Here is a 25,627-nt window from a genome sequence, read left to right on the forward strand (position 1 = left end):
CGCCAGGATGGATCACCAGCAGTGACATGGTCACCCCCGGCCCCCTGGCACGCCACCCCCGCGACCTCGACCTGCTCCTCGACGCGCTGACGACACCGTCACCCGCAGAGAACAGCCCCTGGCGCGTCAATCTGCCCACGGCACGTCGTGCAGTCGGCCAGCTCCGTGTGGCGGTGTGGGCCGAGGACGCACGCTGCCCCGTCGACCGCGAAACGGCCGATGCTCTCGCCACTGTCGAGCAGGCACTGGCCTCCGCAGGAGCGGACGTCCGCCGCACCGTGGGGCCGGTCGGCTTCGCCGACTCTCTCCGCCTCTTCGAGCAGCTGCTCCACGCCACCGCGACGGCCACCACCGACGACGAAGCGGGCGCGGCCGAACTCGCAGCAGCGCGTGACCTGCACGAGGATGACGTGAGCCCACGGGCCACCTTCCTCCGCCACCGAACGCAGACACACCGCGCCTGGCTCCGCGCCGACGAGGAGCGCCTCCAGTTTCGAGGGGCGTGGCACCGGTTCTTCGCCGACGCCGAGCACGATGTCCTCATCACCCCCGCCGCTCCCACTGCGGCGATCCCGGCCGGCACCCGCTCTCTCATGGTCGACGGCATCGAGCGGAGCTTCTTCGACCAGACAGGCTGGGCCAACCTCACCAGCCATGTCGGCCTGCCCAGCCTCGTCATGCCGGTTGCGCGAAACGCGGACGGCCTCCCGATCGGCGTCCAGCTCGTGGGGCCGGCCTACTCGGACCGGAACTTGCTCGCACTGGCTGAAGATCTGGCGTCGCTTCTTGGAGGGACAGCCGGGGGAATCTGATGTCCGCTGGCTTCGCGAATGGTCTCGTCCACGCGTCGCGGTCGGAGCGGAGCCACAGGCCGTGGTCGAGGACGTTCGGCCTGCTTGGAGGTGCTGGACGAGTTGCGCGGGCACAGCTGACGTGACACACCAGCTGCGACGACGGGCGCTTCTCGCGCGAAGCAGGTGAGCTCGGGGTGCTTGACGCCATACCGGCCATGGAGGCGTCCACACGCGAGTTGGATCGGACTTCGGCAATTCCCCACGGCCAGGGACCGGCGTCTCACCGCTTTCGGGTACGACCCTATGTGTGCTGTTCGGACAGGTTAAGGGGGTCAGGGCGGGCTCCGTGGCAGCCACCGACGCGGCGACGATCCCGCCCGCGCACGCGACGGCCGCCAACACGGGCGGGGAGGGCAAGGCGGCGGCCAGAGAGTCCGGCCGCCTTGCCCTGGCCGGTGGGCGTCAGCGCGCCCAGACCACGAAGGTGATCACAGCCTTGCCCTTGCCGAAGTCACGCACGTAGGTGTCGCCGTTGGACGAGCGCGCAACCCGCTTGCCCCAGCTCGCCTTGTCGTTACCGACCTGCGGTACGGCTGCGGACTGGTCGACCGTGCTCGTCGAGTCGAGGTGGGCGTAGATGGTGGCCAGTTGGTCATAGTCGTGTGTGTTGGGGTGGAGGTTGCTGGGCGGCCCGTCGGGGGTGTTGGTGTAGTCCATACACGTGCCCAGGTTGGGGTTGGTCTGGGTCTCGTCCTGGTGGTTCAGACCGAAGGTGTGCCCGACCTCCTGGCACATCACCAGGGTTCTCCAGGACGGCGTGTTGTACGTCGCGGTGTTGAAGTAGGTGTCGTTGAGCTTGACCGTGCCCGAGCTGATGTGCGTGCCGCCGGTCACGGATATCGAGGCGAGGCCAAGCCAGCCGTTGTTCCCGTACGTTCTGTTGCACACCTCGACCCGGCCGCTGGTGGCCCGGCAGCTGTTGTTGGACTGCCCGGCAACCACGGTGGTGTCGAGCGCCGAGGACGTGGACCAGTCGCTCGAAGCCGTGCTCAGGTAGCTCTTCCAGGAGGAGCTGAGGTTGTCGCCGAGCTTGAGGGTGAAGGGGTTCGAGGTGCGAGCCCAGTGGTAGCTCCCCCACGAGTGGTTGGCCTGGGCGGAGGTGCTGAACGTCAGCGTGGCGGCGGCCGCGGTGGTGACGGCGGCGAGCAGCTTCATGCGCACGAGGGGTCTCCTCAGTGGTCGGGGATGGAAGCCACACGCGACCCTGGATGAGCCCCTTCGTCGTCGGCACAGCCAGAATCGCGAACTACCGTGCGGGTGTTGCGGTGGTGACTGACCGTTCGACCGGGTGGCATGCGACGTAGGCATGCCAGTGGGGCTCCAGCCGATCAGAGGTACCAAGCGCTAAGCAGATTAGGGGAATCGACATGAGTTTGTCATGTGCACAGCTTGAAAGATTCATCCACTACTAAGCGACCTACACGCACGGAGGTCGAGTCGCCGCACAGAGAGGAGGCGTCGGATGCGAGGAAGAGCCCCATCCGATAAAGGGGTTGCGTCCTGCGGGCAGCGGTACCGCGCCCATGCGTCCGCCCCGAGAGTGGGGCCTTCTATCTCAACTGGCCGCCTGCACGGCCTCGGCGGCGTGAGAGCTTCGGTCTCAGCACCGGAACCGGCCTTTCTGGAGGGGGCCATGCAGTGCAAGGCTGTGCTGAGACGTGGGACACAGTGTTGGACAGTCCCTCGGCGATGAGGACGACTGCGGCGTGCGCGCGTTCGGTCAACCGGGCGACACCGCGGCGGCCGCTTCTCGGGGGACCGTTGTCCAGGTAGCCGTCCACGACGGCGCGGGTGACCCGGGATGACGGGACGGCGCCGCCGTCGGCCAAGGAGCACAGCACAAGCGGCAGTTGGACGGGATCGGTGTCCTTGAGTGGGAACCCGGCTGACCGACGGCCCAGGCGCCGACAAGCGGGTACTCCTCGCCCGGTCCGACAGTCGGGTTGCCGTCCTCGCGGTCTCCATCACGGCCGCGTACGACCACCGGCATCCGGACATCCATACCGATGAGTGCCTGGACCACGCGCTGCTCGGTGACGGTGCCACAGCCCGGTCGGCGGACCGGACCGGCGCGGCACTGCTGAGCGTCAGGACATGCCGGGCATGCCCTCCATGTCGTCAGACGAACCGGACCCGCCCGAGGTGCCATCGGACGAGCCGGAGCCGTCCGAGGACATCGCGGCCTTGTCGCCGGCGGGCGTGACCGCGTACCACTTGCTGTCCTTGGCCTGGCCCTTCATCTCACCGGCCTTGGCATCGCCCATGTAGCGGTACAGCGGGCGGCCGGCGAGGGTGAGCTGCTTCATTCCGTCCGAGCGGTCTACCGAGCCGACGAGGCTCTGCTCCACGCCCATCGCCTTGACGGAGTCCTGCGCCATGACCGGCATCCAGGTCTTCGCGCAGTCACCCGTACACATCGACTTGGACGGGGACGCCTGGTCCATCTCGTAGCGATAGAGAGTCATCCCCTTGTCGTCGGTGACGAAGGTGCCCATGCCCTCCATCTCCTCGGTCATCAGCATGGAGGTGGTGGCCATGCCCATGCCGTCCGCATCACCGCTGCCAGCCGGGGCGGAGGACGCGGGAGTCGAGGAGGCCGCGGCGGCGCCGGAGTCCGTACTGGAGGAACTGTCCCCGGAGCTGCCGCACGCGGTCAGGAGGAGTGCGGAGGTGACGCCTGCAGCTGCGGCCAGGACAACACGTTGCCGGATCACGGAGGTTCCCTTCACTGAGCCCTGTTTCTACTTACTCACTTAGTACGTCGGATCTCCGTGGACCGTTCAGTCACGGACGCCTCACATCGCAAAGCCTTGCCCGCCGGCACACGGCCGTCGGGCAAGGCTCTCGTCGGGTGCGTGGTTTGTCAGGCCAGCGCGCTGCCCTTCTTCCAGGACTCCCAGTCGACGTTCCAGGCGCCGTAGCCGTTGTTCACGGCCACGGTGTCCGTGGACTTGATGACGGTCACGGGGTCGCCGTAGTTCACGCGGTCGTAGAACCACTTGGCGTTGGCGGTGCTCAGGCCGATGCAGCCGTGGCTGGCGTTGACCTTGCCGAATTTGCCCTCGTTCCACGGGGCGGCGTGGGCGTAGGTGCCCGAGGGGGTGAGCTGGACATCCCATTTGACGGCGCCGAGGTCATACGCCTCGGGGCCGAAGATGCCGACCGTGGCGGAGTTCATCCGGATCGTCGGGACCTTGCTGAGCACCACCATGGTGCCGTTCCATGTCTCGAAGGTCTTCTTGCCCGTGGAGACGGGAAGGGTCTTGACGACCTTGCCGTTCTCGGCCACGGTCATCGTCTTCTTGACCACGTCCACCGTGCTGACGACCGACTTGCCGATGGTGAAGTCGATCTCGCGCTTCTGCGTGCCGACCAGGTCGCCGTTCTTCAGGCCGACCAGGTCCATCCGCAGCTTCACCTTGGTGCCGGGCTTCCAGAACTCCTTGGGCCGGTAGTCCACGCGGTCCTTGCCGTCCCGGTCCTTCATCCAGCTCCACGCGCCCTCGACGGCCGGGGACGAGGTGACACTGAGCTTGCGCTCCACTGCCGCCTTGTCGTGGATCGCCTTGTTGAAGACGATCGAGACTGGCAGGGCGACGCCGACGGTGGAGCCCTTGTTGACGTTGTAGGTGCCGACGAAGATCTCGTCCTTGCTGAGCGTCGTGAAGCTGCTGGTGCGGGTCGTCTTCTTGCCATCAGACGCGGCGAGTTGGGCCTTGAGTGTGTAGGTGGCGCCGTATCCGGTGGCGTGGGACGAGGTCCAGGAGGTGCCGTCGGAGGACAGTGAGCCGTCGAGTGTCTTGCCGTCGCTGGCGGTGACCGTGACCGACGTCAGCTTCCCGTCGCTCGGCTTTACTGTGAGCGGCTCACCGGGTATGACGTCCTTGCCGTCGGTGGCAGGAGAGACCGTGACGGCGGCCGACCCGTTCTTGCCGGAATCTGCGTCCACCTCTGACCCGGGCTTCGAATCCGAGGCCGGTGATTCCTTCGAGGCGCCATTGGCGGCCTGACTGCAGGCGGCCAGAGTCACGACCCCGGCCAGGGCGAGCGCCGCGAATCCCAGCCGCCTGCGCCGAGGCCGTCGCTCTGCGGGCTCCATGTGCCCCCGTCGGCTGTCTTGCACAGTCATCCTCCATCCAAGATGTAGCTAAGTGGTTTAGTAGACGAGCGCGGAGCGTGCTCGGTTCCCGCAGTCTGGGGCTCGTGATTCAGGCGGTCTCCCTGTGGGGCCGTCTCAACCGAATGGTTTGCGGCCGTCGAGATCAAGAAGGTGGCCCGCACTACTACGAAGTATATTCGTAGTATAAGGTCATGTTTCATCGTCGGCCGGACGAGCGGTCACCCCCCGTGCCGCTCGTCCGGCCGACGGTCTTCGTGTTCCTCTGCGTGATCCGGGGCGCGTACGCCCCGGATCACGCTCTCTCTACTGCCTTCCCTCCCCGTCGACTCCAGTCGCTTCGTCGAGCAGGACACCTACTGCATCCACATCCTTACCCAGGTCTCGGCCACTACCTGAGCCCTGCAGTCCTTCGCCCTTCAGATGCTCGGCGAGCACATGGCGACGTGCGTGAGTGACGCTGTGGAAAAGGGCGGTGAGGACAAGGCTCTGAAGCTCAAGGAGGCGTCCGATGCCATCGCCCGGCTGGTTCGTTCCTGACGGGCGGTTGGCTCGAGGCTCGCGCTGCCATTGACCAGCCCGTACGCGGACTCGTGGCGCGGCGGACGGTTCGGCAGCGAGGTGGCGGGTCATCCGCGACGGCGGGTGGATTCCTGGTGCCCGATCCGTAGCGGGCCTGCGGAGGCGACGGCCTTTGCGGCCATCGCGACTCCGCGGTGCCCGTCTGCCGTCAGTCGGCATGCCGGCCTTGGGGCGGCGTGCCTGTGGCCTGGTGCGGGTCACCCAAGCTCTCGCGCTCTGCCCGAGCGGAGTGCGGGCCCGTGGTCCTCGTTATGTCTGATTCGGGCCGTAGTGGTCCAGGAACATGTCGACGCCACCGATGACGAGGCGGTTGGTGAGGTCGTCGTCGATCTGCGTGCCGTAGGAGCCGAAGACCATGTGGGGGAAGACCAGCAGTGCGTAGAGCTGGATGATCGCGGTCTCCAGGTCGGGGATGACCAGCCGTCCCTGGTCGGCCAGGGTGCGCAGCGCACCCGCTACGGCGGGGTGGTGACTTGCCGGACCGTGGCTCTTCCAAGCGTGGCCGAGCTCGGGGAAGCGGTGGGCTTCGGCGGCGATGAGGTTGCGCAGGGCGGCGACTTCGCGGTTGGTCCGGACGGCGTGGACCCACGCGCGGGCGGCGTCGATGAATGCGGCGCGGAGGTCCTCGGCTTCGGTCAGACCCTCGAGTGTGGCCGGTGAGGCGCCGGCGAGGGGCTCGTCGAGCGCGCTGGTGATGACCGCCGTGAACAGTGCTTCCTTGCTGCCGAAGTGGTTGTAGACGGTCACCTTGGACACGCCCGCCTCGGCGGCGATGGCGTCCATGCCGACACCGAATCCCTCGCGCAGGAACAGTTCACGGGCGGCCCGGACGATGGCCTGCCGCTTGGCTTCGGCGCGGGGCCCGCTCGGGGGCCGCTTGACCGTCTCGCTGCTCATGACCGAATCCTAGCAACCAACTGAACTGAACCGTTGAGTTCATCTGAACTGAGACGTACAGTTCAGTTCAGGGGTTCGTACGGACAAGACCGTGCGGAGCAGCAGCCCCGTCATGTCCTGTACGGGGAGGAATCTCGTGTCTTCGACCACTCGTCCCGCACCGTTGCGGTCCGGCGCCGCCCCGCCCGACGGCAGGCGATGGCTGATCCTCGCCGTGCTCGGTGTGAGCCTGCTGGTGGTCGGCCTCGACACCACCGTGCTGAACGTCGCCCTGCCCACGCTGGTGAGTGAACTGGGCGCCTCCACCAGCCAGTTGCAGTGGATCGTCGACAGCTATCTGCTGATGGCCGGCAGCCTCGTGCTGTTCTGCGGCAGCCTCGCGGACCGACTAGGCCGCAAGTGGGTGTTCATGACCGGCCTTGCACTGTTCACCACGGCGTCCGTGGTCGCCGCGTACGCCGGGTCGGTGACGACGCTCGTCGTGGCGCGCGGTCTGATGGGCGTCGGCGAGGCGCTGATCATGCCCGCCACGCTCGCGATCATCGGGAACGTCTTCCCGCGCGGTGCCCAGCGGACCAAGGCGATAGGCATCTGGTCGGCGGCGGTCGGCGTCGGCACGGTGATCGGGCCGATGGTGGGCGGCTGGCTGCTGGGCACCTTCTGGTGGGGCTCGGTGTTCCTGATCAACCTGCCCATCGGGATCGCCGGTCTGATCGCCGCCGCGTTCCTGGTGCCGAACTCGAAGGCGGCGGACGCCAGAAGGCTGGATCCGGCCGGTGCCCTGCTGTCGGTGGCGGCCGTCGCCGCTGTGCTGTGGGCGGTGATCGAGGGCCCGGACCGGGGCTGGACCAGTTCCGCCGTGCTGACCGCCTTCGCGGCGGGTGCCCTGCTGGCCGGCGCGTTCATCGCCTGGCAGCGGCGCGGTGCGTCACCGATGCTGCCGCTGCGGATCTTCCGGCACCGGGCCCTCGCGGCCGGCGATGTACTCATCCTGCTGGGAGCGTTCGCCCTCATCGGCACTCTGTTCGTGGTCGTGCAGTACTTCCAGTTCGTACTCGGATACAGCGCCGCGCAGACGGGGCTGCGGCTCGGTCCTGCGGCACTGGCACTGCTGATCGCGGGGCCGCTGGCCGGCGTACTGGCGCCGCGGATCGGCATGCGGGCGGTGTCGGCGGCCGGGCTCGCGCTGCTGCTCGGCTCCTCAGCCGTGCTCGCCACCACCGGCACCGGGGACGGCTACGGGCGGGCACTGCTGGCGATGTTGCTCCTGGGCGCCGGCGCCGGATTCGTCATCACCTCCACCAGCGACGCCATCGTCGGATCACTGCCGGAGGCGGATCTCGGCGTCGGCTCGGCCACCAACAGCGCGTCCATCCAACTCGGCGCGGCGGCGGGCGTGGCGGTCGCGGGCAGTCTGCTGTCCGATCGCTACCGCTCCGGCCTCGCCGAAGCCCCGCACAGCGCCGCTCTGCCGCCCGAACTCCTGGCCTCCGCACAGGAATCGGTCGGGACCGCGCTCGCGGTCGCCGAGAAGTTGCCCGGTGAGGCCGGGGCCGCCTTCGCGGACGCGGCACGCCGGGCGTTCACCGACGGCATGGGCCCGGCGATGGCTGCGGCGGTCGGCGTCACCGCGGTGGGCATCGCCGTCGCGCTCGCCTTCGCTCCCTCCCGCCCTACGGACTCTGCCACTGATCGCCGTACGAACTCCAAGGAGTCGTCATGACCCACCCCGCTCCCGGCGCCCCGCACGCGCCGGAAGACCAACACGACCATCCACCCGCCGATCCGCGCCGCTGGATCGCCCTGGCACTGATCTGCCTGGCCCAGTTCATGCTGATCCTCGACGTCACCGTGGTGAACGTCGCGCTGCCCGACATGGCCGCCGATCTCGACCTCGGCCGGGAGAGCCTGACCTGGGTGGTCACCGCGTACACGCTGTGCTTCGGCGGGCTCATGCTGCTCGGCGGCCGGCTCGCCGACGCCCTCGGCGCCCGCCGCACCCTGCTCGCCGGGCTTGCCGTCTTCACCGGCGCCTCACTGGTCACCGGACTGGCCGAGAACGCCGAGACCCTGCTCGGTGGCCGGATCGCCCAGGGCATCGGCGCCGCGCTGCTCTCCCCTTCGGCGCTGTCCATCGTCACCACCACCTTCCACGGCGAGGAGCGCAACAAGGCCCTCGGCGTGTGGGCGGCCATCGGCGGCACCGGCGCGGCGGCCGGCGTACTGGTCGGCGGGGCTCTGACGGACGGGCCGGGCTGGGAGTGGGTCTTCTACGTCAACGTGCCGGTCGGTCTCCTCGTACTCGCCGCCGTTCCCGCCTTCGTAGCGGCCCGGCTTCCGCAGCCCGCCCGGCTCGACTTCCCTGGCGCGCTGCTGGTCACGGTGGGCACCGGTGCCCTGATCTACGGGCTCGTCGAGGCGGGGGACTCGGGCTGGACGGACCCCGCCACGCTGCTGCCGCTGGCCGGCGCGGTGGTGGTGTACGCCACCTTCGCGGCGGTCGAACGGGTAAGCCGCGCCCCGCTGATGGACCTGCGGATGTTCACCCGGCGGCCGGTGCTCGCGGGCGCCTTCCTGATGCTGATCGCCACCGCGCTGCTGATCGCCTTCTTCTTCCTCGGATCGGTCTACCTCCAGCACGTGCGTGGCTTCAGTCCGCTGAGGACCGGACTGGTCTTCCTCCCGGTCGCCGTCGCCACCGGAATCGGCGCCCACCTCGGATCCCGGCTCGTCGGCAGGATCGGCAGCCGCACGACAGCCGTCGGGGGCATGGTGATCGCGGCCGCCGGAACCATTCCGCTGACGCAGTTGTCGGAAACCGGCAGCGTGTACGCCGGCCTGCTGCCGGGCTTGGTGGTCGCCTCCGTCGGCATCGGCGCGGTCTTCGTCACCGCCACCACCACCGCGCTCGCCATGGTCGAGCACCGGGAGGCGGGACTCGCCTCCGGCGTCGTCAACACCTTCCACGAGGTGGGCGGCTCCATCGGTGTCGCTGTCGTGTCCACCGTCGCTGCGGCGGGCTTCGAGCGCGGCTTGGTCAGCGGTTTCGCGGACGCGTTCACTGTATGCGCGGTGGCGGCCGCTGTGAGCGCGGCTGTGTCTCTGGGGCTCGTACCGCGGGGCAAGCCGCAGATGACCGGCGGCCCTCACGTGCACTGACGTTTGGGCGAGAGAGACGACAGCACGTGGATGGGGGCATCGGGCGGACGCCTCATGAACTCGGTCGGGCCTGGGGCGTTTCTCACGGACCGCTCCTGCCATCGGCGGTTGTCGTTGATGATGTACATGTGGCCAACCGCATCAGCACGTTGATCTCAGCCTTCGGCGTCCTTGCCGGCACGATGCTTCTCCTCCTCGCCGTTCGTGAGTACCGGGCTGGGGCATCAGTTCTCTGGGTGGGATTGGGAGCACTGATCCTCACGAGCGCCGTCGCGACGCTTGTGCGCGATGTTCCACACTCGCGCCAGAACGCCTCGGCTTGAAGTCTGGTCGAGACGCCGTGCCCCTTGGGCGGCGAGGACGTTGATCCGATGGGCCGTTGACCGATGCGCAGTGGCGCGGATCGAACCGTTGCTGCCGGACCAGGTCCATTGGCGGGGCGGTCGGTGGCGGTATCAAACGACGGGCTCCTGCGGGCAGTAGCCTAGCCGTCCGGCGTACGACACCATGCCGGCGTCCGCGGCCAGCGCGCCGACGAGGATCTTCATCAGGGTGCTCTTGCCGGAGCCGTTCTCGCCGACCAAGCCGACCACCTCATCGGGGGCAGGGTCAGGCCGGCGCCGCGCAGTACCGGGACGTGGTGGCGCAGGGGCCACATTCCGCCGGGGTAGGCCTTCTCGATCCCGTGGGCTTTCAGGAGCCGGCTGTCGGTGGCTTCGGCCGTTGCGGGGCCTTTGCCCGAGACCGTCTCGGTGCTCATGCCGATCGCCTCTGTCCTCATGCCCCATGCCCCATGCCTCATGCGGCTGTCGTGCCGCGTGACCGGGCTGCTGCCCGCGCGCGGGGAAGGTCGCGGTTCGTGTCCGCGGCGGCGTAGACCAGGGCGGCGGCGGTGTAGCCGACGCCCCACAGGCCCCAGAGCAGGGCGAGTGCGTCTATGGGGAGGAGGGCCGCGAGGGGCAGCACGCCGGTGAGGAGCAGGAACGGGGCCGTGCGGTGGATCGTGCGCGGGAGTTGGGCGGGGTCGTGCCGGTGGCGCCGGGTGAGGTGAGCGGCGCTGGCGGCGGTGGTGAGGAGCTGTGCCGTGACCAGGATCCAGGCCAGGGTTTCCATGACGGTTCACCTCCAGGCCGCCGGCGGGCGGGCGCCGGGCTTGCGGGCGGCCGTTCCCGTGGGGCGGTGGTGCGGCTGATCGGGGTGGCGGAATCGGGGCCGGAAGGCGGGCGTGCGGGCGGCATAGGCGGCCCAGTCGCCGCCGAACTCCTTGGCCACCTCGCGTTCCTCGCTGCGGGCCAGCCATGCGTAGACGTACACCAGGATCGGGAACATGATCAAGGTGGGGATGGTGGGCCACTGCAGCAGGAACCCGATCATGATGAGCAGGAAGCCGTCGTACTGGGGGTGGCGCACCCAGGCGTACGGGCCGGTGGTGGCCAGACGGTTGTGTTAGGCGGCTTCGTGCAGGACCTTCCAGGCCGCGGCGATCAGCCAGAAGCCGACGCCGATGCCGACGTAGCTGGCCAGGTGGAAGGGGCTCAGGTGCGGGTCACCCTGCCAGTTGGTCAGGTCGTTCCACAGGTGTCCGCCCGCGTGGGTGTCCTTCAGCAGCGGGAACTGGGAGCCGAACCAGCTGCCGAGCAGGTAGAAGCGTGGTGCCGTACATCTCGGTGAACAGCGCGACCAGGAACGCGGAATAGGCGCCCATGGCTCGCCAGTCCCGTTTGGTCTTCGGGTGGAACAGGCTGACGGCGAAGACGATGAACAGGATGGTGTTGAGGATCACCAGGGGCCACAGGCCGTAGGCGGCGTCAGCCATGACGGACTCCCTCAGGGTGTGGCGTGCGGTGGGCGAGGCCGGTCAGCCGACGGCGTAGGTGGTGGCGTCGATCCGGCCGGTCAGCAGCCGACGGGCGAGCTGCCGCTCGGTGGCGACGGCTGCGGCCCGGCGGCCGCCCAGCCGGGCCAGTGATGGCCGGTGCCGGGCGGCGAGGGCGAGCAGCCGCACCGTGTCGTGGGCCAGAACTGCCAGCACCAGTACGAACAGCAGCCTGCCGATCAGTGTGGTGATCACGTCTCACCACCTCCTTCACCCGGGACCGGCGCGGAGGCCGGTCACAGATGCTTGTGCAGCCGGTCCTGGCTGTCGGTGGGGCGGTCGTCGTGCTGGTGGCCTTCGTGGCCGCTGTGCTGGTCGTGGCCGCCGCCTCCGTGCATGCCGCGCATCATCAACATCATCAGCGGGCAGGCGGCGAAGACGGCCAGAAGCAGCAGGGTGCTCAGGGGCGCCCCAGCGCGACGAGTCCCACGACGAGGATCGCCGCGGCGATCGCGTACGGGGCGAAGTTCTTGTGCTGCGTGGTGACCTCCTGTGGCGCCCGTTTCCGGACTGTTTGGATACCTCTACTGGGTATCTGTGAACACTGTCGATGCTGCTCTTGCCTGTGCTGCGGGGGCAGGGGCCGGGCGGGCCTGTATCGGGCCGGGAGTCCCTTTCGTTCAGGGCCGTTCCGGCCCCGGTCCCCGCCGGGCCTCAGGCAGGCTGGCGACGAGAGGCCGAACGGCGGTGGCGTCGGAGGGGCAGTCGAACGCTCGTAGGGCTTTCACCGGGAAGCTCCCCCGAGTGGGCAGTGGAAGGCGGGGAGTTGCTGTGGGCTGTTCAGCCGTGGGTGGTGCTCGGCGCCACGGGTGTACGTGGCTCGGCTTCGGCGGGTGAGGCTGGCGCTGCGGGCAGCCGCAGCCGTTTCAGGGCAAGGGCGTTGACCGCGACGATGATGCTGGAGCCGGACATGGACACGGCGGCGATCTCGGGGCGCAGGACCAGGCCGAGGGCGGGTTCGAAGACGCCGGCGGCGATGGGCAGGGCGATGGAGTTGTAGCCGATGGCCCAGGCGAGGTTCTGGCGCATCTTGCGCAGGGTGCCGCGGCCGATGCGCAGGGCGGTGGGGACGTCGAGGGGGTCGGAGCGCATCAGGACGAGGTCGGCGGTCTCGATGGCGACGTCGGTGCCGGCGCCGATGGCGATGCCGAGGTCGGCCTGGGCCAGGGCGGGCGCGTCGTTGACGCCGTCGCCGACCATGGCGACCTTGCGGCCGCCGGCCTGCAGTTCGGCGACCTTGGCGGCCTTGTCGCCGGGGAGGACCTCGGCGATCACGGTGTCGATGCCGAGCTGTTCGGCGATGCGGTTGGCGGTGGCCTGGTTGTCGCCGGTGAGCATGACCACCTCGACGCCGAGGGCGTGCAGTTCGGCCACGGCCTGGGCGGACGTTTCGCGGGGTGCGTCGGCGATGCCGATCAGGCCGGTGGCGTGTCCGTCGACGGCGGCGATGACGACGGTGCGACCTGTCGTGGCCAACTCCTTTCGGTGCTGGGCCAGTTCGCCCAGGTCGATCTCTTCCCGCTCGGCCAGGCGGCGGTTGCCGACGACGACGCGGTGACCGTCGACCTCGGCGATCGCGCCATGTCCCGGGACGTTCTCGAAGCCTTCGGCGCGCACCCCGTCCACACCCTGCCCATCGGCGTACCGGACGATGGCCTCAGCCAGTGGGTGTTCGGACTCCCGTTCCACCGCGGCAACCAGGCGCAGTAGTTCGCCCTCGGCCATGCCGTCGGCGGTGACCACGTCGGTCACCTCGGGTTCGCCCTTGGTCAGGGTGCCGGTCTTGTCCATGACGACGACCTGGATACGGGCGGAGGCCTCCAGGCCGATGGCGTTCTTGAAAAGGACGCCGCGTTGGGCGCCCAGCCCGGTGCCGACCATGATCGCGGTGGGGGTGGCCAGGCCCAGGGCGTCGGGGCAGGTGACGACCACGACCGTGATGGCGAACAGCATGGCGGTGCCGAGTGAGCGGTCGGTGGCCAGCAGCCAGACCGCCAGGGTCGCCGCTCCGCCGAGCAGCGCGACGAAGACCAGCCAGAACGCGGCCCGGTCGGCGAGCCGCTGGCCGGGGGCCTTGGAGTTCTGGGCCTGCTGGACGAGCTTGACGATCTGCGCCAGCGCGGTGTCGGACCCGACCTTGGTGGCGCGGACGCGCAGGGTGCCGTTGGCGTTGATGGTCGCGCCGACGACCTGGGAGCCGGGGGCCTTGTGCACGGGCAGGCTCTCGCCGGTGACCATCGACTCGTCGACGTCGCTCTCGCCCTCCTCCACGACGCCGTCGACGGCGATCTTCGCGCCGGGGCGGACCAGCAGCAGGTCACCGACCACCACTTCGGCGGTGGGTATCTCGACCGGCTCGCCGTCGCGCAGCACGAGCGCCTTGGGCGGGGCGAGGTCGAGCAGGGTGCGGATGGCGTCGTTGGCGCCGCCGCGGGCGCGCATCTCGAACCAGTGGCCGAGCAGGACGAAGGAGGCGAGCACGGTGGCCGCCTCGTAGAAGACGTCGCCGCCCCCAGTGAGCGTGACGATCAGCGAGTACGTCCATCCCGAGCCGACGGCGACCGCGACCAGCACCATCATGTCCAGGGTGCGGGCGCGGAGCGCGCGTACGGCGCCGTCGAAGAAGATCGTGCACGAGTAGAAGATCACCGGCAGGCTCAGCAGCAGCGCCCACACGTCCTCGCGCAGACCGAACGGGACCGGCACGTCCAGGCCGAAGACGTCCTCGCCGATCGGCGACCAGATGACGATGGGGATGGAGAAGAGCACGGCGACGAGGAAGCGGTTGCGCATGTCGGCGACCATCTGGGCCATCGACATGCCCTCGTGCCCGCCGTGGCCCATCACCTCGTGCGGAGAGGGCATCTCCTCCGGTGCGGCGTGCGCCTCGTGCTCGGCGTGGGCGACATGTCCCGCGTGAGCAGCAGCGGGAGTCGGCGGCTCGGCGACCGCCGTATGCCCCTCATGGCCCACGTGTCCGTCCGCTGCCGCGACATGCGGAGGGTCCGGCTCGGTCATCGGATCGCAAAGGTGGGCCGGAACGGACTGTCCCGCGCAGTGGTAGCCGCACTCCTCCACCCACTGGCGCAGCTCGGCCAGCGAGGTGAGGTTCGGGTCGAAGACCACGTTCGCCGTCTCCGACACCGGATTGACCTCGACCTCCAGCACTCCTGGTCGGCGCCCCAGGACGGAGGCGGCGACGTTCTGCTGGGACGCCCAGCGAACCCCGCCCAGTTCGAGCACCGCGGTGCTGCGCTCCTTGCGGTGACCCATCGGATGATCCACGTGATGCTGCACGGGTTGTCCTCCTTCGGGTGACGGGTGTGCGTACCGAGCACCGACCGCGACCCTCGCCCTCAAACTAATGGTTTTAGTATTCCTGTGCGAGCGCGTGAGTGCGGGTAGTCCCGCTATCTGCGCCGCACGCCCGCGGGGCGGCGGCCCCGGTGCGTACGGAGCCGGTGCGGCATCCGGGGCGGGCCGGTGAGTGCGGTCAGGATCCGGGCGGCCTGGACCGTGGACGCGACGAGCACAAGGGCGCTGACCGCCACGAGGATGCCGGTGCCTGGACTGGGCTCGGCGCGCAGGCCCAGGTAGAGGGCGCCCATCGCGAGCACGGCGAGGGTGAGCAGGGCCCAGAACCAGCGCCGGGCGCGCCGCGGGTTGAAGGCGTACATCAGTGCCCCTTGGGGTTGTTGACCCACACGTTGATGGTGATGGCGGCCAGCGTGAGGAGCAGGACGACAGCGATGGCCATCGCCGTCTTCCGCTCCCGCCAGAGGCGCTTCGGGCCGCGGTCGAGGAAGGGGACCAGGAAGATCAGTCCGAAGACACCCGCGATGACGTAGGCGATCGAGGCGACACCGAACCACTCCTCCAGGGGGAAGAACCACCAGAACATCCACAGTGGCCGGGTGATCTCGATGCCCTCGACCGGGGTCGGACCGAGTACCGGCGGCAGCACCACGGCCAGGATCGACAGCACGCCCAGCAACGCGAGGCCGAACGCGGCCACCCGCTTCAGATGCGCGGTGAAGGGCTCGGGGACCTCCTCCTCCGGCTTCGGGATTGCCGGGTGCGGGGAGATCTTGTGCCGCTTGACGAGCAGCGCGTGCCAGACGAACAGCAGCACGATCAGGCCAGGGACGATGACCGCGTGCGCGACGTACAGGCGCAGCACGATGGACACCCGGTCGGTGAGTTCGGGGGTGAACCAGATGCCGACGCCGCCCAGGAGCTTGGCGACGTCGAGGTTGTGCACCAGCGCCTCGTATCCCTCCTGGTCCCACTTGATGACGGTGCCGGTGAAGATCGCGAGGAAGGTGAGCAGGAACATGGCGCTGCCGATGATCCAGTTGCCCTCGCGCGGCTTCTTGAAGGAGGCGTGGAAGAACACGCGCAGCAGGTGCAGCAGGGCGAGGACGAACATCGCCTGTGCCGCCCAGTAGTGCAGGCCGCGGGCGAAGCCGCCCAGCCAGACATCGGTGACCAGGTCGCGGACGGACTGGTTGGCGTCCTCCGCGGTCGGTGAGTAGAACTGCGCCATGTAGATCCCGGTGACCAGCAGCGTCACGAAGGACACGGCGGTCAGTCCGCCCAGGCTCCAGGTCAGGTTGTTGGCGTGCTCGGGCACCGGATAGGCAAGCGCCTTGATGCCCATGCGCTCGTCGACCGCGTCGACGGCCCGCCGGAACCGGCCAGGACGGGCGGACTGGGGTGCGGCGGTCTCCTGGCCGGCGGCGGCAGCGCGCTCGGGGCGGTGCGTGCTCATGACGCCTCCCGGTGCCCGCGGTCGCGGTGTTCCAGTTCGCGGAGGGTGTGCGGCGGGCGCAGCCGGTACGACAGCCACAGGCCGCCGCCGATCGCCGCGGCCCCCAGACCCAGCAATACGGCGCCGCCGCCGTCGGAGATGCCGCGCTCGGGCCGGAACTCGTCGAGGACGACGCTGGTGCCGGTCTCGTCACCGGTCGCGGGGCGGCCGGCCTCGGGTGCGGAGGGCAGCTTGCCGCCGAGCGAGTCCAGCAGCAGTCCCTTCACCTGACGGCTGACGGCGGCGCTGTAGCCCGGCTCCTCCACCAGCTCCTGCGCCTCGCGGACCTTGGACAGCTGGACGCCCTCCTTGTCCGGGGCCATCAGGGCGTCCTCGATGCGCTCGGCCACCTGGTCCTCGTCGGCACCGTTGGCGACCAGGGCGATGGCCTGCTCGGTGAGCACGGCCGACTCGGCGCTCTCTTCCTCGTCCGCCCAGGCCATACCGGGCACACCGACGGGGATCAGCAGGGCGGCCGCGACGACCGCCCCTGACAGGAACACACGCGGCCCTCGCCGGAGGGCTGGACGTCTACGCATGGCAGTCAGCCTCGCTCATGACGCGTTTCCGCGCCCCTTGAGGAATGACGGGTCCGCGGGCCCGCCTGCGCCCGCGGTCGGGAGCGGGAGTTGTCCGCTCGGTTCAGTGCTTGGTGAGATCGGCACCGGTGGAGTGCAGCACCCGTAGCCGGCGCTGGTACTCCTCCTCGTCGATCTCGCCGCGTGCGAACCGCTCGGCGAGCAGTTGCTGGGCGGAGGGCGGTGTCGGCGGCGCCCCAGGGGTGACGTCGTGCGGGCCGCCGGGGGCCGGTCGGCTGAGGGCGCGGAAGAGCAGGACGAAGGCCGTAATGATCAGGCCCCAGAAGACGATCATGCCGAGGGACATCCCGAACCATCCCCAGCCGCTCATGTTGCCGTCGTACCAGAACATCATGGTGATCCCTTCAAGGATCTGAGGGGCGAACTCGGATGGCAGCCACCCTCTGAAGGGCGGTTTACAGCCACCGTCCTCTCACTAAGGGATTTAGTGCATGGGCCGGGTGGCCCTATGCCCGGGGACGGTGGGCCCCTACAGGGTGGGGGTACACGGGGACGACAGTGGATCTCGTAGCGCCCACAGGGTGAAGGAGTCCGCCATGAACGTGGCCGACCTGGTCGTGATCGCCGTCTCCGTCATCGCCGTCGCCGCGATGGGCTGGTTCTTCTTCGGGCCGCGCCGGGCGCGGGCGGCAGAGCTCGCCCATGGTGTGCAGCGCGTCGAAGTGACCGTGCGCGGGGGCTACAGCCCCGACGTGATCCGGCTGCGGCAGGGGGTTCCGGCCGAGCTGGTCTTCGACCGGCAGGAATCCGGGGAGTGCACGAACCGGGTGGTCTTCCCGGAGCTGCGCGTGAGCGCCGCGTTGCCGGCCCACGCACGCACGACGGTGCGGCTGAACCCGGCGGAGGCCGGGTCGTACGCCTTCGCGTGCGGGATGAACATGATCCACGGCACGGTGCTGGTCGAACCCGGCGACGGCTCGGGTGTGAACGGCGCGGCTCCACCCGGTGACGAGGACCGGGTGGTGGGCACGCACGCCCCCTTCGCCGGCCCGAGCGAGGGACAGGCGGCCGAGGCGGAAGCGGCCGAGGCGGCCGAGCGGCGTGCGGAGATCCGGGATCTGAGCCGTCGCGTGGCCTTCGGCGCCGTACTGACCGCGCCGGTGCTGTTCGCGGTGATGGCCGAGTCCCTCTTCAACGCGGACTGGGTGCCCGGCTGGATGCTCAACAACTGGCTGCAACTGGCGCTGATCACTCCCGTGATGTTCTACACGGGATGGCCGATCCACCGCACCGGCTGGCTGACCCTGGCACACCGCTCCGCGGACATGAACTCGCTGATCACCCTGGGCACGGTGGCGGCCTATGGTTACAGCCTGCTGGTCACCCTCGCTCCGACCGCGCTGCCGGAGGACGTGCGCGAGGTGTACTTCGAGGCCGTCGGGGTGATCCTGACGCTGATCCTGCTGGGCCGGCTGCTGGAGGCAAGGGCCAAGGCCGGCACCGGCGAGGCGATCCGCGCCCTGCTGGGGCTGCAGGCCCGTACCGCCCGCGTCGTCCGCGACGGCGTCGAGACCGAGATCCCGGTGGAGGACGTGGCCGTCGGCGACGAGGTCGTCGTCCGGCCCGGCGAGAAGATCCCGGTGGACGCCGAGGTGATCTCCGGGTCCTCCGCGGTGGACGAGTCGATGGTGACCGGAGAGCCCATGCCCGTGACCAAGCGGGCCGGGGACACGGTCATCGGCGCGACCGTCAACGGCACCGGATCACTTCGGGTGCGGGCGGCCAAGGTCGGGGCCGACACCATGCTGGCCCAGATCATCCGGCTGGTGCGGCAGGCGCAGGCCTCCAAGGCGCCGATCCAGCGGCTGGCCGACGCCACCTCGGCGTACTTCGTGCCCGCCGTGATCGCTATCGCGATCGGCACCTTCGCGCTCTGGTACGTCGTGGGCCCGGCTCCGGCGCTGACCCTGGCGCTCGTGTCGGCCGTCGCCGTACTGATCATCGCCTGCCCGTGCGCACTGGGCCTTGCCACCCCGATGTCCATCATGGTCGGCACCGGCAAGGGCGCCCGCGCGGGCATCCTGATCCGCTCGGCCGAGGCCCTGGAGACCGCGCACAAGCTGGACACGGTCGTCCTGGACAAGACCGGCACGATCACCGCGGGAACGCCCGTCCTCACCGACATCCGCCCGGTCGGCGATGTGGAGCCCGACCGCCTGCTGGTCTTGGTCGCCGGGGCCGAACGCGACAGCGAGCACCCTCTGGCCGCCGCCATCGCCGCCGGGGCGCGTGAGCAGGGGCTGGAGGTGCCGACCGCGACCGGTTTCGACTCGGTGACCGGCAAGGGCGTGCAGGCCACGGTCGACGGGCACGCGGTGCTGGTCGGCGCGGCGCGGCTGCTCGCCGATGTCGGGATCGACACCGCCGAACTGGCCTCGGCCGCAGCTGAGTTGTCCGCGCAGGGCAAGACGCCGGTGATGGCGGCGGTCGACGGCCGGCCCGCCGGAGTGCTCGCGGTCGCCGACACCGTCAAGGAGGACTCGGCAGCGGCCATCACCGCCCTGCACGAGATGGGCGTACAGGTGGTCATGCTCACCGGCGACAACCGGCGCACGGCCGCCGCGATCGCCGCCGAGGTCGGCATCGAGCGCGCGCTCGCCGAGGTTCTGCCCGAGCACAAGGCCGACGCCATACGGGGGCTGCAGGCCGAGGGACGCCGGGTGGGCATGGTCGGCGACGGCATCAACGACGCCCCCGCACTGGCCGCCGCCGACGTGGGCTTCGCCATCGGCACCGGCACGGACGTCGCCATCGAGGCCGCCGACGTCACCCTCATCTCCGGCTCTCTGTCCGGCGTGGTCACCGCGATCCGGCTGTCGCGGGCGACCATGCGCAACATCCGGCAAAACCTGTTCTTCGCCCTGGTCTACAACGCCGTGGGCGTGCCCGTCGCCGCCGGGGCCCTCTACCCGTGGCTCGGCCTGCGGCTCAGCCCGATCATCGCCGCCGCCGCGATGGCCCTGTCCTCCCTGTCCGTGGTCACCAACGCCAACCGGCTGCGCCGCTGGCGCTCCGCGCCGTTGCCCAGCGCCGCCCCTGCCGCGGTCCAGCCGCGGGTGGAGGTACCCGAGGACCGTGACATCCGGCCCGGTACGACACCCGACCGCGCCGCTCAGCCCGACACGGCCATGGAGCGACCTGACCCAACCACGGAGACCGATATGAGCATCTTCAAGCGCCACGCTCGCCACAGCCACGATGCCCCGGCCGAGACCGAGACCGAAACCGCGACAGTCACCGACCCGGTCTGTGGCATGCAGATCACCCCGGACGCCGCTGCCGAACAGCGCGAAGTGGACGGCCATACCTACTACTTCTGCTCCCGGCAGTGCGTCACCGACTTCGACGCCGACCCCGCCCGCTACATCCGCGCCGGAGCGTAGCCGCGTCCCGTCGCCCGAGACCGTACGGAGTCCGCCATGACCAAGCAGGCCGAACCCCCGCCCCCGGGCGACCGGCCGACGCCGACCGCGCCACCGCCCCCGCCCGCCTGGCGGCACTGGCTATGGCCGCTGGCCGTCCTCCTGGCCGTCGGCCTGTGGGCGTGGCTGCCGGGGCTGCGCTCCGACGAGCCGGTGAAGATGGACCTGACGTACTCGAAGTTCATCGACCAGGTCGACGACGGCAAGGTCAAGTCAGTCACGATCAAGGCCAACGGTGAGACCAGCGGCACTCTCACCAACGGGCACACCTTCACCACGGCCGTCCCGGTCCAGCTGGCCGGTGACCAACTGCTGGACCGGCTGGAGGACAAGAAGGTGGCGGTGACGGCCAAGCCGCCGTCCACCTCCCCCTCCGCCGGCTCCCAGATCGTGTCCTGGATCCTGATCCTGGGCCCGTTCCTGCTCATCATCTGGTTCTGGCGCCGGATGTCGAAGGGCGCGGCCGGACACATGCAGGGCATGCTGGGCGGGGTCGGCAAGTCCAAGGTCAAGGTCTTCGACGCGGAACGGCCCGAGACCACGTTCGTGGACGTCGCGGGCTACCAGGGTGCCAAGTCCGAGATCGCCGAAGTGGTCGACTTCCTACGTAGGCCCGAACGCTACCGCCGCGCCGGGGCGATGGCGCCGCGCGGTGTGCTGATGGTCGGCCCGCCCGGCACCGGCAAGACCCTGCTGGCCCGCGCCGTCGCGGGCGAGGCGGAGGTGCCGTTCCTGTCGGTGGCCGGGTCGAGTTTCGTCGAGATGTACGTCGGTGTCGGTGCCGCACGCGTACGGGACCTGTTCACCGAGGCCCGCAAGCGGGCGCCCGCCATCGTCTTCGTCGACGAGATCGACGCGCTCGGCGGCCGCCGCGCCGCGGCCGGGCAGATCGTCTCCAACGACGAGCGGGAGCAGACCCTCAACCAACTCCTGTCCGAGATGGACGGCTTCGAGGCCACCGAAGGCATCGTCGTGCTCGCCGCCACCAACCGACCCGAGGTCCTCGACCCGGCGCTGCTTCGCCCCGGACGCTTCGACCGGCAGGTCACCATCCCGCTGCCCACCCTGGCCGAACGTGCCGCCATCCTGGCCGTGCACTGCCAGGACAAACAGCTGGGCAAGGACGTCGACCTGGAGAAGGTGGCGCGCGGCACGCCCGGCTTCTCCGGCGCGGACCTGGCCAACCTGGCCAACGAGGCCGCCATCGTCGCCGTACGCGACGGCCGAGAGGTCCTTCTCGCGGACGACTTCGACGCGGCCCGCGACCGCATCCTGCTCGGCCGCCGAGAGGGCTCCAACGTGCTGCTGCCCGCCGAGAAGGAAGCTGTCGCCGTCCACGAGGCCGGTCACGCCCTGGTCGCCGCGCTGTCCCCGCACGCCGACCCGGTGGCCAAGGTGACCATCCTGCCCGCTGGGCAGGCCCTCGGCGTCACCGAGCAACTTCCGCTGGTGGAACGCCACTTGTACGGCGAGGACTACCTGAACCAGACCCTGTCGGTGCGGCTCGGCGGTCGTGCGGCCGAACTTGTCGTCTTCGGCCAGGGCTCCACCGGAGCCGCCAACGACCTGGCGGGAGCCACCGAGTTGGCCACCAAGATGGTCCGCGAGTTCGGCCTGTCGCCCGCGCTCGGCCCGGTGGGCTATCCGCAGGGCGGCTCGGTATTCCTGGGCAGCGGCGGGACCGCCATGTCCAGCCGCCCCTTCGCCGAGGCCACGCAGGCCGCCATCGACGCGGAGATCGCCCGGCTGCTGCGCGAGGCCGAACAGCGGGCCACCGGCCTGCTCACCGAACACCGTGGGCAACTGGATGAGCTGGCCGGCCTGCTCCTCACGCAGGAGACCGTGGACGGCACGGTGGTCTACGACCTGCTGGGCACCGAGCCGCCGAGTGCGCACCCGACGGGGGAGACGATCGCGCCGCGCCGCGTCTCCGTCGCCAAGGAGCCCGCCGCGCATCGCACCCGTCACGCACACGTGACGCCCGCTGCCGGCCGGGACCGGTCCGACACGCCTCCGAAGGCCGCGTCATGACCCGCGCCGACACCCACCGGGAGCCCCCGAATGCGGCGCACCGCTGGTGGATGCTGACGTCCGTCTGCCTGGCTTGGTTCCTGGTCCTGGCCGACGACACCGCCGTCGCTATCGCCATGCCCCCGATCGGGCGGGACCTCGGCCTCGACCTGACCGGCCTGGAGTGGGTGGTCAACCTCTACACCCTCGCCTTCGCGGTCCTGACCCTGTGGGGCGGGATGCTCGCCGACCGGTACGGGGCCAGGCCGGTCTTCCTCACCGGGCTGATGGCGTTCACCGTCTTCTCGCTGGCCGCCGGACTGTCCCCCGACGGCCCGGCGCTGATCGGGCTGCGCGCCGCCCAGGGCGCCGGAGCGGCGCTGATGGGTCCTGCCGCCCTGTCCTTGCTGCTCGCCGCGTTCACCGGTCCGTCGCGGGCCCTCGCCCTGGGCGTGTGGTCCGGGGCCGGTGCCACGGCGCTGGCCGGAGGCCCGCTGCTCGGCGCGGCGCTCACCGCGGGCTTCGGCTGGCGGTCGATCTTCCTGCTCAACGTCGTCCTCGGACCCGTACTGTGGGCGATCGCGCGCCGTACGCTGCCTGCCCCGCAACCCCGCGCCCGCACCGGGCCGTTGGACCTCGCCGGTGGTGTCGCCTCCGCGGTCGGCCTGTCCGCCCTGATCTTCGCGCTGACCCGGGCGACCGTCTACGGCTGGACCTCGCCGAGGCTGTGGGCGCTGCTGGCCGGCGCCGTGGCGGCCCTTGCTCTCTTCGTCGTGATCGAACGCCGGGCGGCCGCACCGTTGCTGGACCTGTCGCTGCTGCGCAGGCCGAACTTCCTGGTCGGCAACGTGCTGGGGCTGGTCAGCCTCGCCGTCATGTGCAGCGTGTTCTTCTTCCTGGCGCTGTACCTCCAACTGGCCACCGGCGCCACACCGATCCGGGCGGGCCTGGCCCTGCTGCCGCTGACCCTGCTCGGCGCGGTGGTCGCACCGGCCACCGGATGGCTCGTCCCTCGTGTCGGCACCCGTGTCCTGATCGGCGCCGGGCTGCTGCTGACCGCCACCGGGCTGATCCTGCTGGCCGGCATCGACCCAGGCTGGGGGAGCTGGCAGCTGCTTCCGGGGTTGCTGGTCACCGGCCTGGGCATCGGGCTGTCGACCACCCCGATCACCACCGCCACGCTCGGCCACGTCCCCGACCACCACACCGGCATCGCGAGCGCCGCCCTGAACGCCTCCCGCACCATCGGTCTGTCGCTCGGCATCGCCGTCATGGGCACGATCGTCGCCGCCCAGTGGCCCGACGACCTCACCAAGACCAGCCCCGCCGGCACCGATCTCACCACCGGCATCGCCGACGGTATGTGGATCAACGCCGCGCTCGCGCTGGCCGCCGCGGCTCTCGCGGCCGCCGCCGTCCGCGCCGGGTCACGGCCACGGGCCGCAGTGCCGGAGGGCGCCCCCGCGCGCTCAGTGGACGGGCGGGTTCCGGCGAACCCGGGAACACCCCGGCAGTACCCCCGAGAAACTCCCACTCACCGGCGAGGAGAAAGGTGACCGACCATGCTGCAGAACGTGGATGTCGGCCGACGGCGTCTGGACGCCTACCGCCGGTGCGCGGGGGACGCGGTCGTGGACGAGCTGCACCGCCTCGCGGCGCCGCTGGACGGCGTACGCGTCCTGCACGTCAACGCGACCTCCTACGGCGGCGGGGTGGCGGAGATCCTGCGCTCCGAGGTGCCGTTGCTGCGTGACCTGGGCGTGGTCGCCGACTGGAAGACCATCACCGCCGAGCAGGGCTTCTTCGAGGTGACCAAGGCCCTCCACAACGGCCTGCAGGGCGATCCGCGGGGCCTGACCGACGAGCAGTGGCAGGTGTACGACGCCGCCTCGGAGCAGGTCGCCGCCCAGCTGGAGGAGTCGTACGACATCGTCATCGTGCACGACCCGCAGCCGCTGGCCCTGCCGCACCGGCACGGCCGGGGCGGGGCGAAGTGGGTGTGGCGCTGCCACATCGACAGCTCCCAGCCCAACCCGCACGTCTGGGATCGCCTGCGCCCGCTGCTCTCCGTCTACGACGCCGCCGTCTTCACCCTGGGAGCGTTCGTCCCGCCCGGCATCCCGGTGAACCGGGTGGAGATCATTCCACCGGCCATCGATCCGCTCAGCCCGAAGAACATGCCCATCGATGAGGCATTCGCCGCCGGCGTGCTGGACTGGATCGGCGTGGACACCGCACGCCCGCTGCTGGTGCAGGTCTCCCGCTTCGACCCCTGGAAGGACCCGCTCGGCGTCATCGACGCCTACCGGACGGTCAAACGCCAGGTGCCGGGCGTGCAGCTGGCACTGGTCGGGTCGATGGCGCTGGACGACCCGGAGGGCTGGCGGGTCTACCGGCAGATCACGTCCGCCGCGGCCGATGATCCGGACATCTCGCTGTTCACCAACCTCACCGGGGTGGGTAACATCGAGGTCAACGCCTTCCAGAGGCACGCGGACGTGGTCATCCAGAAGTCGCTGCGGGAGGGCTTCGGCCTGGTGGTCTCCGAGGCGACCTGGAAGGGCACTCCGGTGGTCGCGGGCCGGGCCGGAGGCATCCCGCTGCAACTGCCGGACGGGGTCGGCGGACTCCTGGTGGACACGCCTGACGAGTGCGCCGATGCCGTCCTCGGCCTGCTCGCCGACCCGGGGAAAGCCCGCCGCTTCGCCGCCGCGGGGCGGGAGCTGGTGCGCGAGCGTTTCCTGCTGCCCCGCCTGATCGGCGACGAACTTCGGCTGATCACCAGCCTGCTCGGCCACACCCTGGCCGCCCCCAGGGCGCTGGCGGCCGCAGGCACGGCGGGTGAGGCGAGGGACCCGGTCTGCGGGATGCGGGTGGACGGTGCTGGGGTCCACCGCACGGAATACCGGGGACAGGAGTTCCGGTTCTGCTCCGCCTCCTGCGCCCGCCAGTTCGCCGCCGATCCCGACCTGTTCTGGCGCGCCGTGGCACGAGCCGCCCGCGGCGCGTCCGCCACCGCGTGAGCCGTGAAGGAGCGGCCGTCATGTCCGAGTTGCGCCGGGACCCGTTCACCCGCGACTGGGTGGCCATCGCGCCCGGACGCCGCGAGCGCCCTCAGCGGATGCCCACGCCGGCCGGATCGCCGGTACGCCGGCTTCCTGCCGCTGATCCGGCCTGCCCCTTCTGCCCCGGCCGTGAGGAGGCCACCCCGCCCGAGCTGTGGCGCCTGCCCGCCGCCGTCGACACCGCGCCCGGCGCCTGGCGGCTGCGGGTGGTGCCCAACCGCTACCCCGTGGTGGCC

At 70.2% G+C, this 25,627-nt stretch carries 22 protein-coding genes and 2 pseudogenes; 10 read left to right on the forward strand and 14 right to left on the reverse strand.

Going from position 1 to position 25,627, the window contains the following annotated elements; translation table 11 throughout:
- Nucleotides 1–26 precede the first annotated feature (26 nt).
- Nucleotides 27–812: an amidase family protein gene (locus CCN44_RS28980; protein ID WP_244203983.1), complete on the forward strand. Its 786-nt coding sequence runs from the start codon at nucleotides 27–29 to the stop codon at nucleotides 810–812.
- Nucleotides 813–1,256: 444 nt separating this feature from the next.
- Here the strand turns inward: CCN44_RS28980 and CCN44_RS28985 are convergent, their stop codons facing one another.
- The 3 genes from CCN44_RS28985 to CCN44_RS28995 all read right to left on the reverse strand — a co-directional run bounded on the left by CCN44_RS28985 (nucleotide 1,257) and on the right by CCN44_RS28995 (nucleotide 4,803).
- Entirely contained in the window at nucleotides 1,257–2,015 is a 759-nt protein-coding gene (locus tag CCN44_RS28985; RefSeq protein ID WP_086700808.1) for a zinc metalloprotease, read from the reverse strand.
- A 926-nt stretch (nucleotides 2,016–2,941) separates the two neighbouring features.
- A complete protein-coding gene (locus CCN44_RS28990; protein ID WP_158103161.1) occupies nucleotides 2,942–3,391 on the reverse strand; it encodes a hypothetical protein in 450 nt (149 codons plus the stop codon).
- Between the two features lie 326 nt (nucleotides 3,392–3,717).
- Nucleotides 3,718–4,803, reverse strand: coding sequence for a L,D-transpeptidase (locus CCN44_RS28995; RefSeq protein WP_237481062.1), 1,086 nt, complete (start codon nucleotides 4,801–4,803; stop codon nucleotides 3,718–3,720).
- A gap of 504 nt (nucleotides 4,804–5,307) precedes the next feature.
- Between CCN44_RS28995 and CCN44_RS29000 the strand changes: the two are divergent.
- Nucleotides 5,308–5,511, forward strand: a pseudogene (locus CCN44_RS29000) (metal-sensitive transcriptional regulator); the annotation flags it as partial.
- Between the two features lie 291 nt (nucleotides 5,512–5,802).
- On the opposite strand, the gene CCN44_RS29005 reads toward CCN44_RS29000, so the two are convergent.
- Nucleotides 5,803–6,450 (reverse strand): TetR/AcrR family transcriptional regulator, encoded by a 648-nt coding sequence (locus tag CCN44_RS29005; RefSeq protein WP_086700816.1) that lies wholly within the window; start codon nucleotides 6,448–6,450, stop codon nucleotides 5,803–5,805.
- Nucleotides 6,451–6,586: 136 nt separating this feature from the next.
- Between CCN44_RS29005 and CCN44_RS29010 the strand changes: the two genes are divergently transcribed.
- From CCN44_RS29010 to CCN44_RS29020, 3 genes are all read left to right on the forward strand, one after another.
- Nucleotides 6,587–8,173, forward strand: coding sequence for a DHA2 family efflux MFS transporter permease subunit (locus CCN44_RS29010; RefSeq protein ID WP_158103162.1), 1,587 nt, complete (start codon nucleotides 6,587–6,589; stop codon nucleotides 8,171–8,173).
- Nucleotides 8,170–9,609 carry an MFS transporter gene (locus tag CCN44_RS29015; protein WP_086700821.1) on the forward strand — a complete coding sequence of 480 codons (1,440 nt, stop codon included), beginning with the start codon at nucleotides 8,170–8,172 and terminating at the stop codon, nucleotides 9,607–9,609. The genes CCN44_RS29010 and CCN44_RS29015 overlap by 4 nt, the downstream gene beginning before the upstream one ends.
- 128 nt (nucleotides 9,610–9,737) lie before the next feature.
- Nucleotides 9,738–9,932: a hypothetical protein gene (locus CCN44_RS29020; protein WP_086700825.1), complete on the forward strand. Its 195-nt coding sequence runs from the start codon at nucleotides 9,738–9,740 to the stop codon at nucleotides 9,930–9,932.
- A gap of 132 nt (nucleotides 9,933–10,064) precedes the next feature.
- Here CCN44_RS29020 and CCN44_RS47665 read toward each other — a convergent pair whose 3' ends face one another.
- The 10 genes from CCN44_RS47665 to CCN44_RS29070 all read right to left on the reverse strand — a co-directional run bounded on the left by CCN44_RS47665 (nucleotide 10,065) and on the right by CCN44_RS29070 (nucleotide 17,228).
- Nucleotides 10,065–10,193 (reverse strand): ATP-binding cassette domain-containing protein, encoded by a 129-nt coding sequence (locus CCN44_RS47665; RefSeq protein WP_308406208.1) that lies wholly within the window; start codon nucleotides 10,191–10,193, stop codon nucleotides 10,065–10,067.
- 214 nt (nucleotides 10,194–10,407) lie between these two features.
- Nucleotides 10,408–10,722, reverse strand: a complete 315-nt coding sequence (locus tag CCN44_RS29030) for a hypothetical protein (protein WP_086700827.1) — start codon at nucleotides 10,720–10,722, stop codon at nucleotides 10,408–10,410.
- A gap of 6 nt (nucleotides 10,723–10,728) precedes the next feature.
- Nucleotides 10,729–11,019 (reverse strand): methyltransferase family protein, encoded by a 291-nt coding sequence (locus CCN44_RS48045; protein WP_237481060.1) that lies wholly within the window; start codon nucleotides 11,017–11,019, stop codon nucleotides 10,729–10,731.
- A 136-nt stretch (nucleotides 11,020–11,155) separates the two neighbouring features.
- The gene (locus CCN44_RS48050; RefSeq protein ID WP_237481059.1) at nucleotides 11,156–11,425 is read right to left on the reverse strand and encodes a hypothetical protein; all 270 of its coding nucleotides are present in this window, start codon (nucleotides 11,423–11,425) and stop codon (nucleotides 11,156–11,158) included.
- A gap of 42 nt (nucleotides 11,426–11,467) precedes the next feature.
- Complete coding sequence (locus tag CCN44_RS29040) at nucleotides 11,468–11,680, reverse strand: hypothetical protein (RefSeq protein ID WP_086700830.1); 213 nt, start codon at nucleotides 11,678–11,680, stop codon at nucleotides 11,468–11,470.
- Between the two features lie 585 nt (nucleotides 11,681–12,265).
- On the reverse strand, nucleotides 12,266–14,782 hold the full coding sequence (locus CCN44_RS29050; RefSeq protein WP_237481057.1) for a heavy metal translocating P-type ATPase: 2,517 nt from the start codon (nucleotides 14,780–14,782) through the stop codon (nucleotides 12,266–12,268).
- Nucleotides 14,783–14,895: 113 nt separating this feature from the next.
- A complete protein-coding gene (locus tag CCN44_RS29055; protein ID WP_033306491.1) occupies nucleotides 14,896–15,162 on the reverse strand; it encodes a hypothetical protein in 267 nt (88 codons plus the stop codon).
- Entirely contained in the window at nucleotides 15,162–16,256 is a 1,095-nt protein-coding gene (locus CCN44_RS29060) for a cytochrome b N-terminal domain-containing protein (RefSeq protein WP_078625150.1), read from the reverse strand. The genes CCN44_RS29055 and CCN44_RS29060 overlap by 1 nt, the downstream gene beginning before the upstream one ends.
- Nucleotides 16,253–16,798: a hypothetical protein gene (locus tag CCN44_RS29065; RefSeq protein ID WP_033306490.1), complete on the reverse strand. Its 546-nt coding sequence runs from the start codon at nucleotides 16,796–16,798 to the stop codon at nucleotides 16,253–16,255. Before CCN44_RS29065 ends, CCN44_RS29060 begins: the two co-directional genes overlap by 4 nt.
- A 139-nt stretch (nucleotides 16,799–16,937) precedes the next feature.
- A complete protein-coding gene (locus CCN44_RS29070; protein WP_193459450.1) occupies nucleotides 16,938–17,228 on the reverse strand; it encodes an SHOCT domain-containing protein in 291 nt (96 codons plus the stop codon).
- A gap of 202 nt (nucleotides 17,229–17,430) precedes the next feature.
- On the opposite strand from CCN44_RS29070, the gene CCN44_RS29075 reads away from it, so the two are divergent.
- The 5 genes and pseudogenes from CCN44_RS29075 to CCN44_RS29095 all read left to right on the forward strand — a co-directional run.
- Nucleotides 17,431–20,277: a heavy metal translocating P-type ATPase gene (locus CCN44_RS29075; protein ID WP_033306488.1), complete on the forward strand. Its 2,847-nt coding sequence runs from the start codon at nucleotides 17,431–17,433 to the stop codon at nucleotides 20,275–20,277.
- Between the two features lie 36 nt (nucleotides 20,278–20,313).
- Nucleotides 20,314–22,347, forward strand: coding sequence for an ATP-dependent zinc metalloprotease FtsH (ftsH, locus tag CCN44_RS29080; protein WP_086700833.1), 2,034 nt, complete (start codon nucleotides 20,314–20,316; stop codon nucleotides 22,345–22,347).
- The gene (locus CCN44_RS29085; RefSeq protein WP_063739285.1) at nucleotides 22,344–23,882 is read left to right on the forward strand and encodes an MFS transporter; all 1,539 of its coding nucleotides are present in this window, start codon (nucleotides 22,344–22,346) and stop codon (nucleotides 23,880–23,882) included. Before ftsH ends, CCN44_RS29085 begins: the two co-directional genes overlap by 4 nt.
- 6 nt (nucleotides 23,883–23,888) lie before the next feature.
- Nucleotides 23,889–25,349: a glycosyltransferase gene (locus CCN44_RS29090; RefSeq protein ID WP_086700836.1), complete on the forward strand. Its 1,461-nt coding sequence runs from the start codon at nucleotides 23,889–23,891 to the stop codon at nucleotides 25,347–25,349.
- A 20-nt stretch (nucleotides 25,350–25,369) separates the two neighbouring features.
- A pseudogene (locus tag CCN44_RS29095) lies at nucleotides 25,370–25,627 on the forward strand (hypothetical protein); the annotation flags it as partial.

The organism is Streptomyces tricolor (assembly GCF_002155905.1).
Classification (GTDB): domain Bacteria; phylum Actinomycetota; class Actinomycetes; order Streptomycetales; family Streptomycetaceae; genus Streptomyces; species Streptomyces tricolor.

What these genes read in the sequence shown, in the direction of transcription:
- CCN44_RS28980 (WP_244203983.1), top strand. Translation starts at nt 27, where the DNA reads ATGGTCACCCCCGGCCCCCTGGCACGCCACCCCCGCGACCTCGACCTG.
- CCN44_RS28990 (WP_158103161.1), bottom strand. Translation starts at nt 3,391, where the DNA reads ATGGCCACCACCTCCATGCTGATGACCGAGGAGATGGAGGGCATGGGC.
- CCN44_RS29005 (WP_086700816.1), bottom strand. Translation starts at nt 6,450, where the DNA reads ATGAGCAGCGAGACGGTCAAGCGGCCCCCGAGCGGGCCCCGCGCCGAA.
- CCN44_RS29015 (WP_086700821.1), top strand. Translation starts at nt 8,170, where the DNA reads ATGACCCACCCCGCTCCCGGCGCCCCGCACGCGCCGGAAGACCAACAC.
- CCN44_RS29030 (WP_086700827.1), bottom strand. Translation starts at nt 10,722, where the DNA reads ATGGAAACCCTGGCCTGGATCCTGGTCACGGCACAGCTCCTCACCACC.
- CCN44_RS48050 (WP_237481059.1), bottom strand. Translation starts at nt 11,425, where the DNA reads ATGGCTGACGCCGCCTACGGCCTGTGGCCCCTGGTGATCCTCAACACC.
- CCN44_RS29055 (WP_033306491.1), bottom strand. Translation starts at nt 15,162, where the DNA reads ATGTACGCCTTCAACCCGCGGCGCGCCCGGCGCTGGTTCTGGGCCCTG.
- CCN44_RS29060 (WP_078625150.1), bottom strand. Translation starts at nt 16,256, where the DNA reads ATGAGCACGCACCGCCCCGAGCGCGCTGCCGCCGCCGGCCAGGAGACC.
- CCN44_RS29070 (WP_193459450.1), bottom strand. Translation starts at nt 17,228, where the DNA reads ATGATGTTCTGGTACGACGGCAACATGAGCGGCTGGGGATGGTTCGGG.
- CCN44_RS29075 (WP_033306488.1), top strand. Translation starts at nt 17,431, where the DNA reads ATGAACGTGGCCGACCTGGTCGTGATCGCCGTCTCCGTCATCGCCGTC.
- ftsH (WP_086700833.1), top strand. Translation starts at nt 20,314, where the DNA reads ATGACCAAGCAGGCCGAACCCCCGCCCCCGGGCGACCGGCCGACGCCG.
- CCN44_RS29085 (WP_063739285.1), top strand. Translation starts at nt 22,344, where the DNA reads ATGACCCGCGCCGACACCCACCGGGAGCCCCCGAATGCGGCGCACCGC.
- CCN44_RS29090 (WP_086700836.1), top strand. Translation starts at nt 23,889, where the DNA reads ATGCTGCAGAACGTGGATGTCGGCCGACGGCGTCTGGACGCCTACCGC.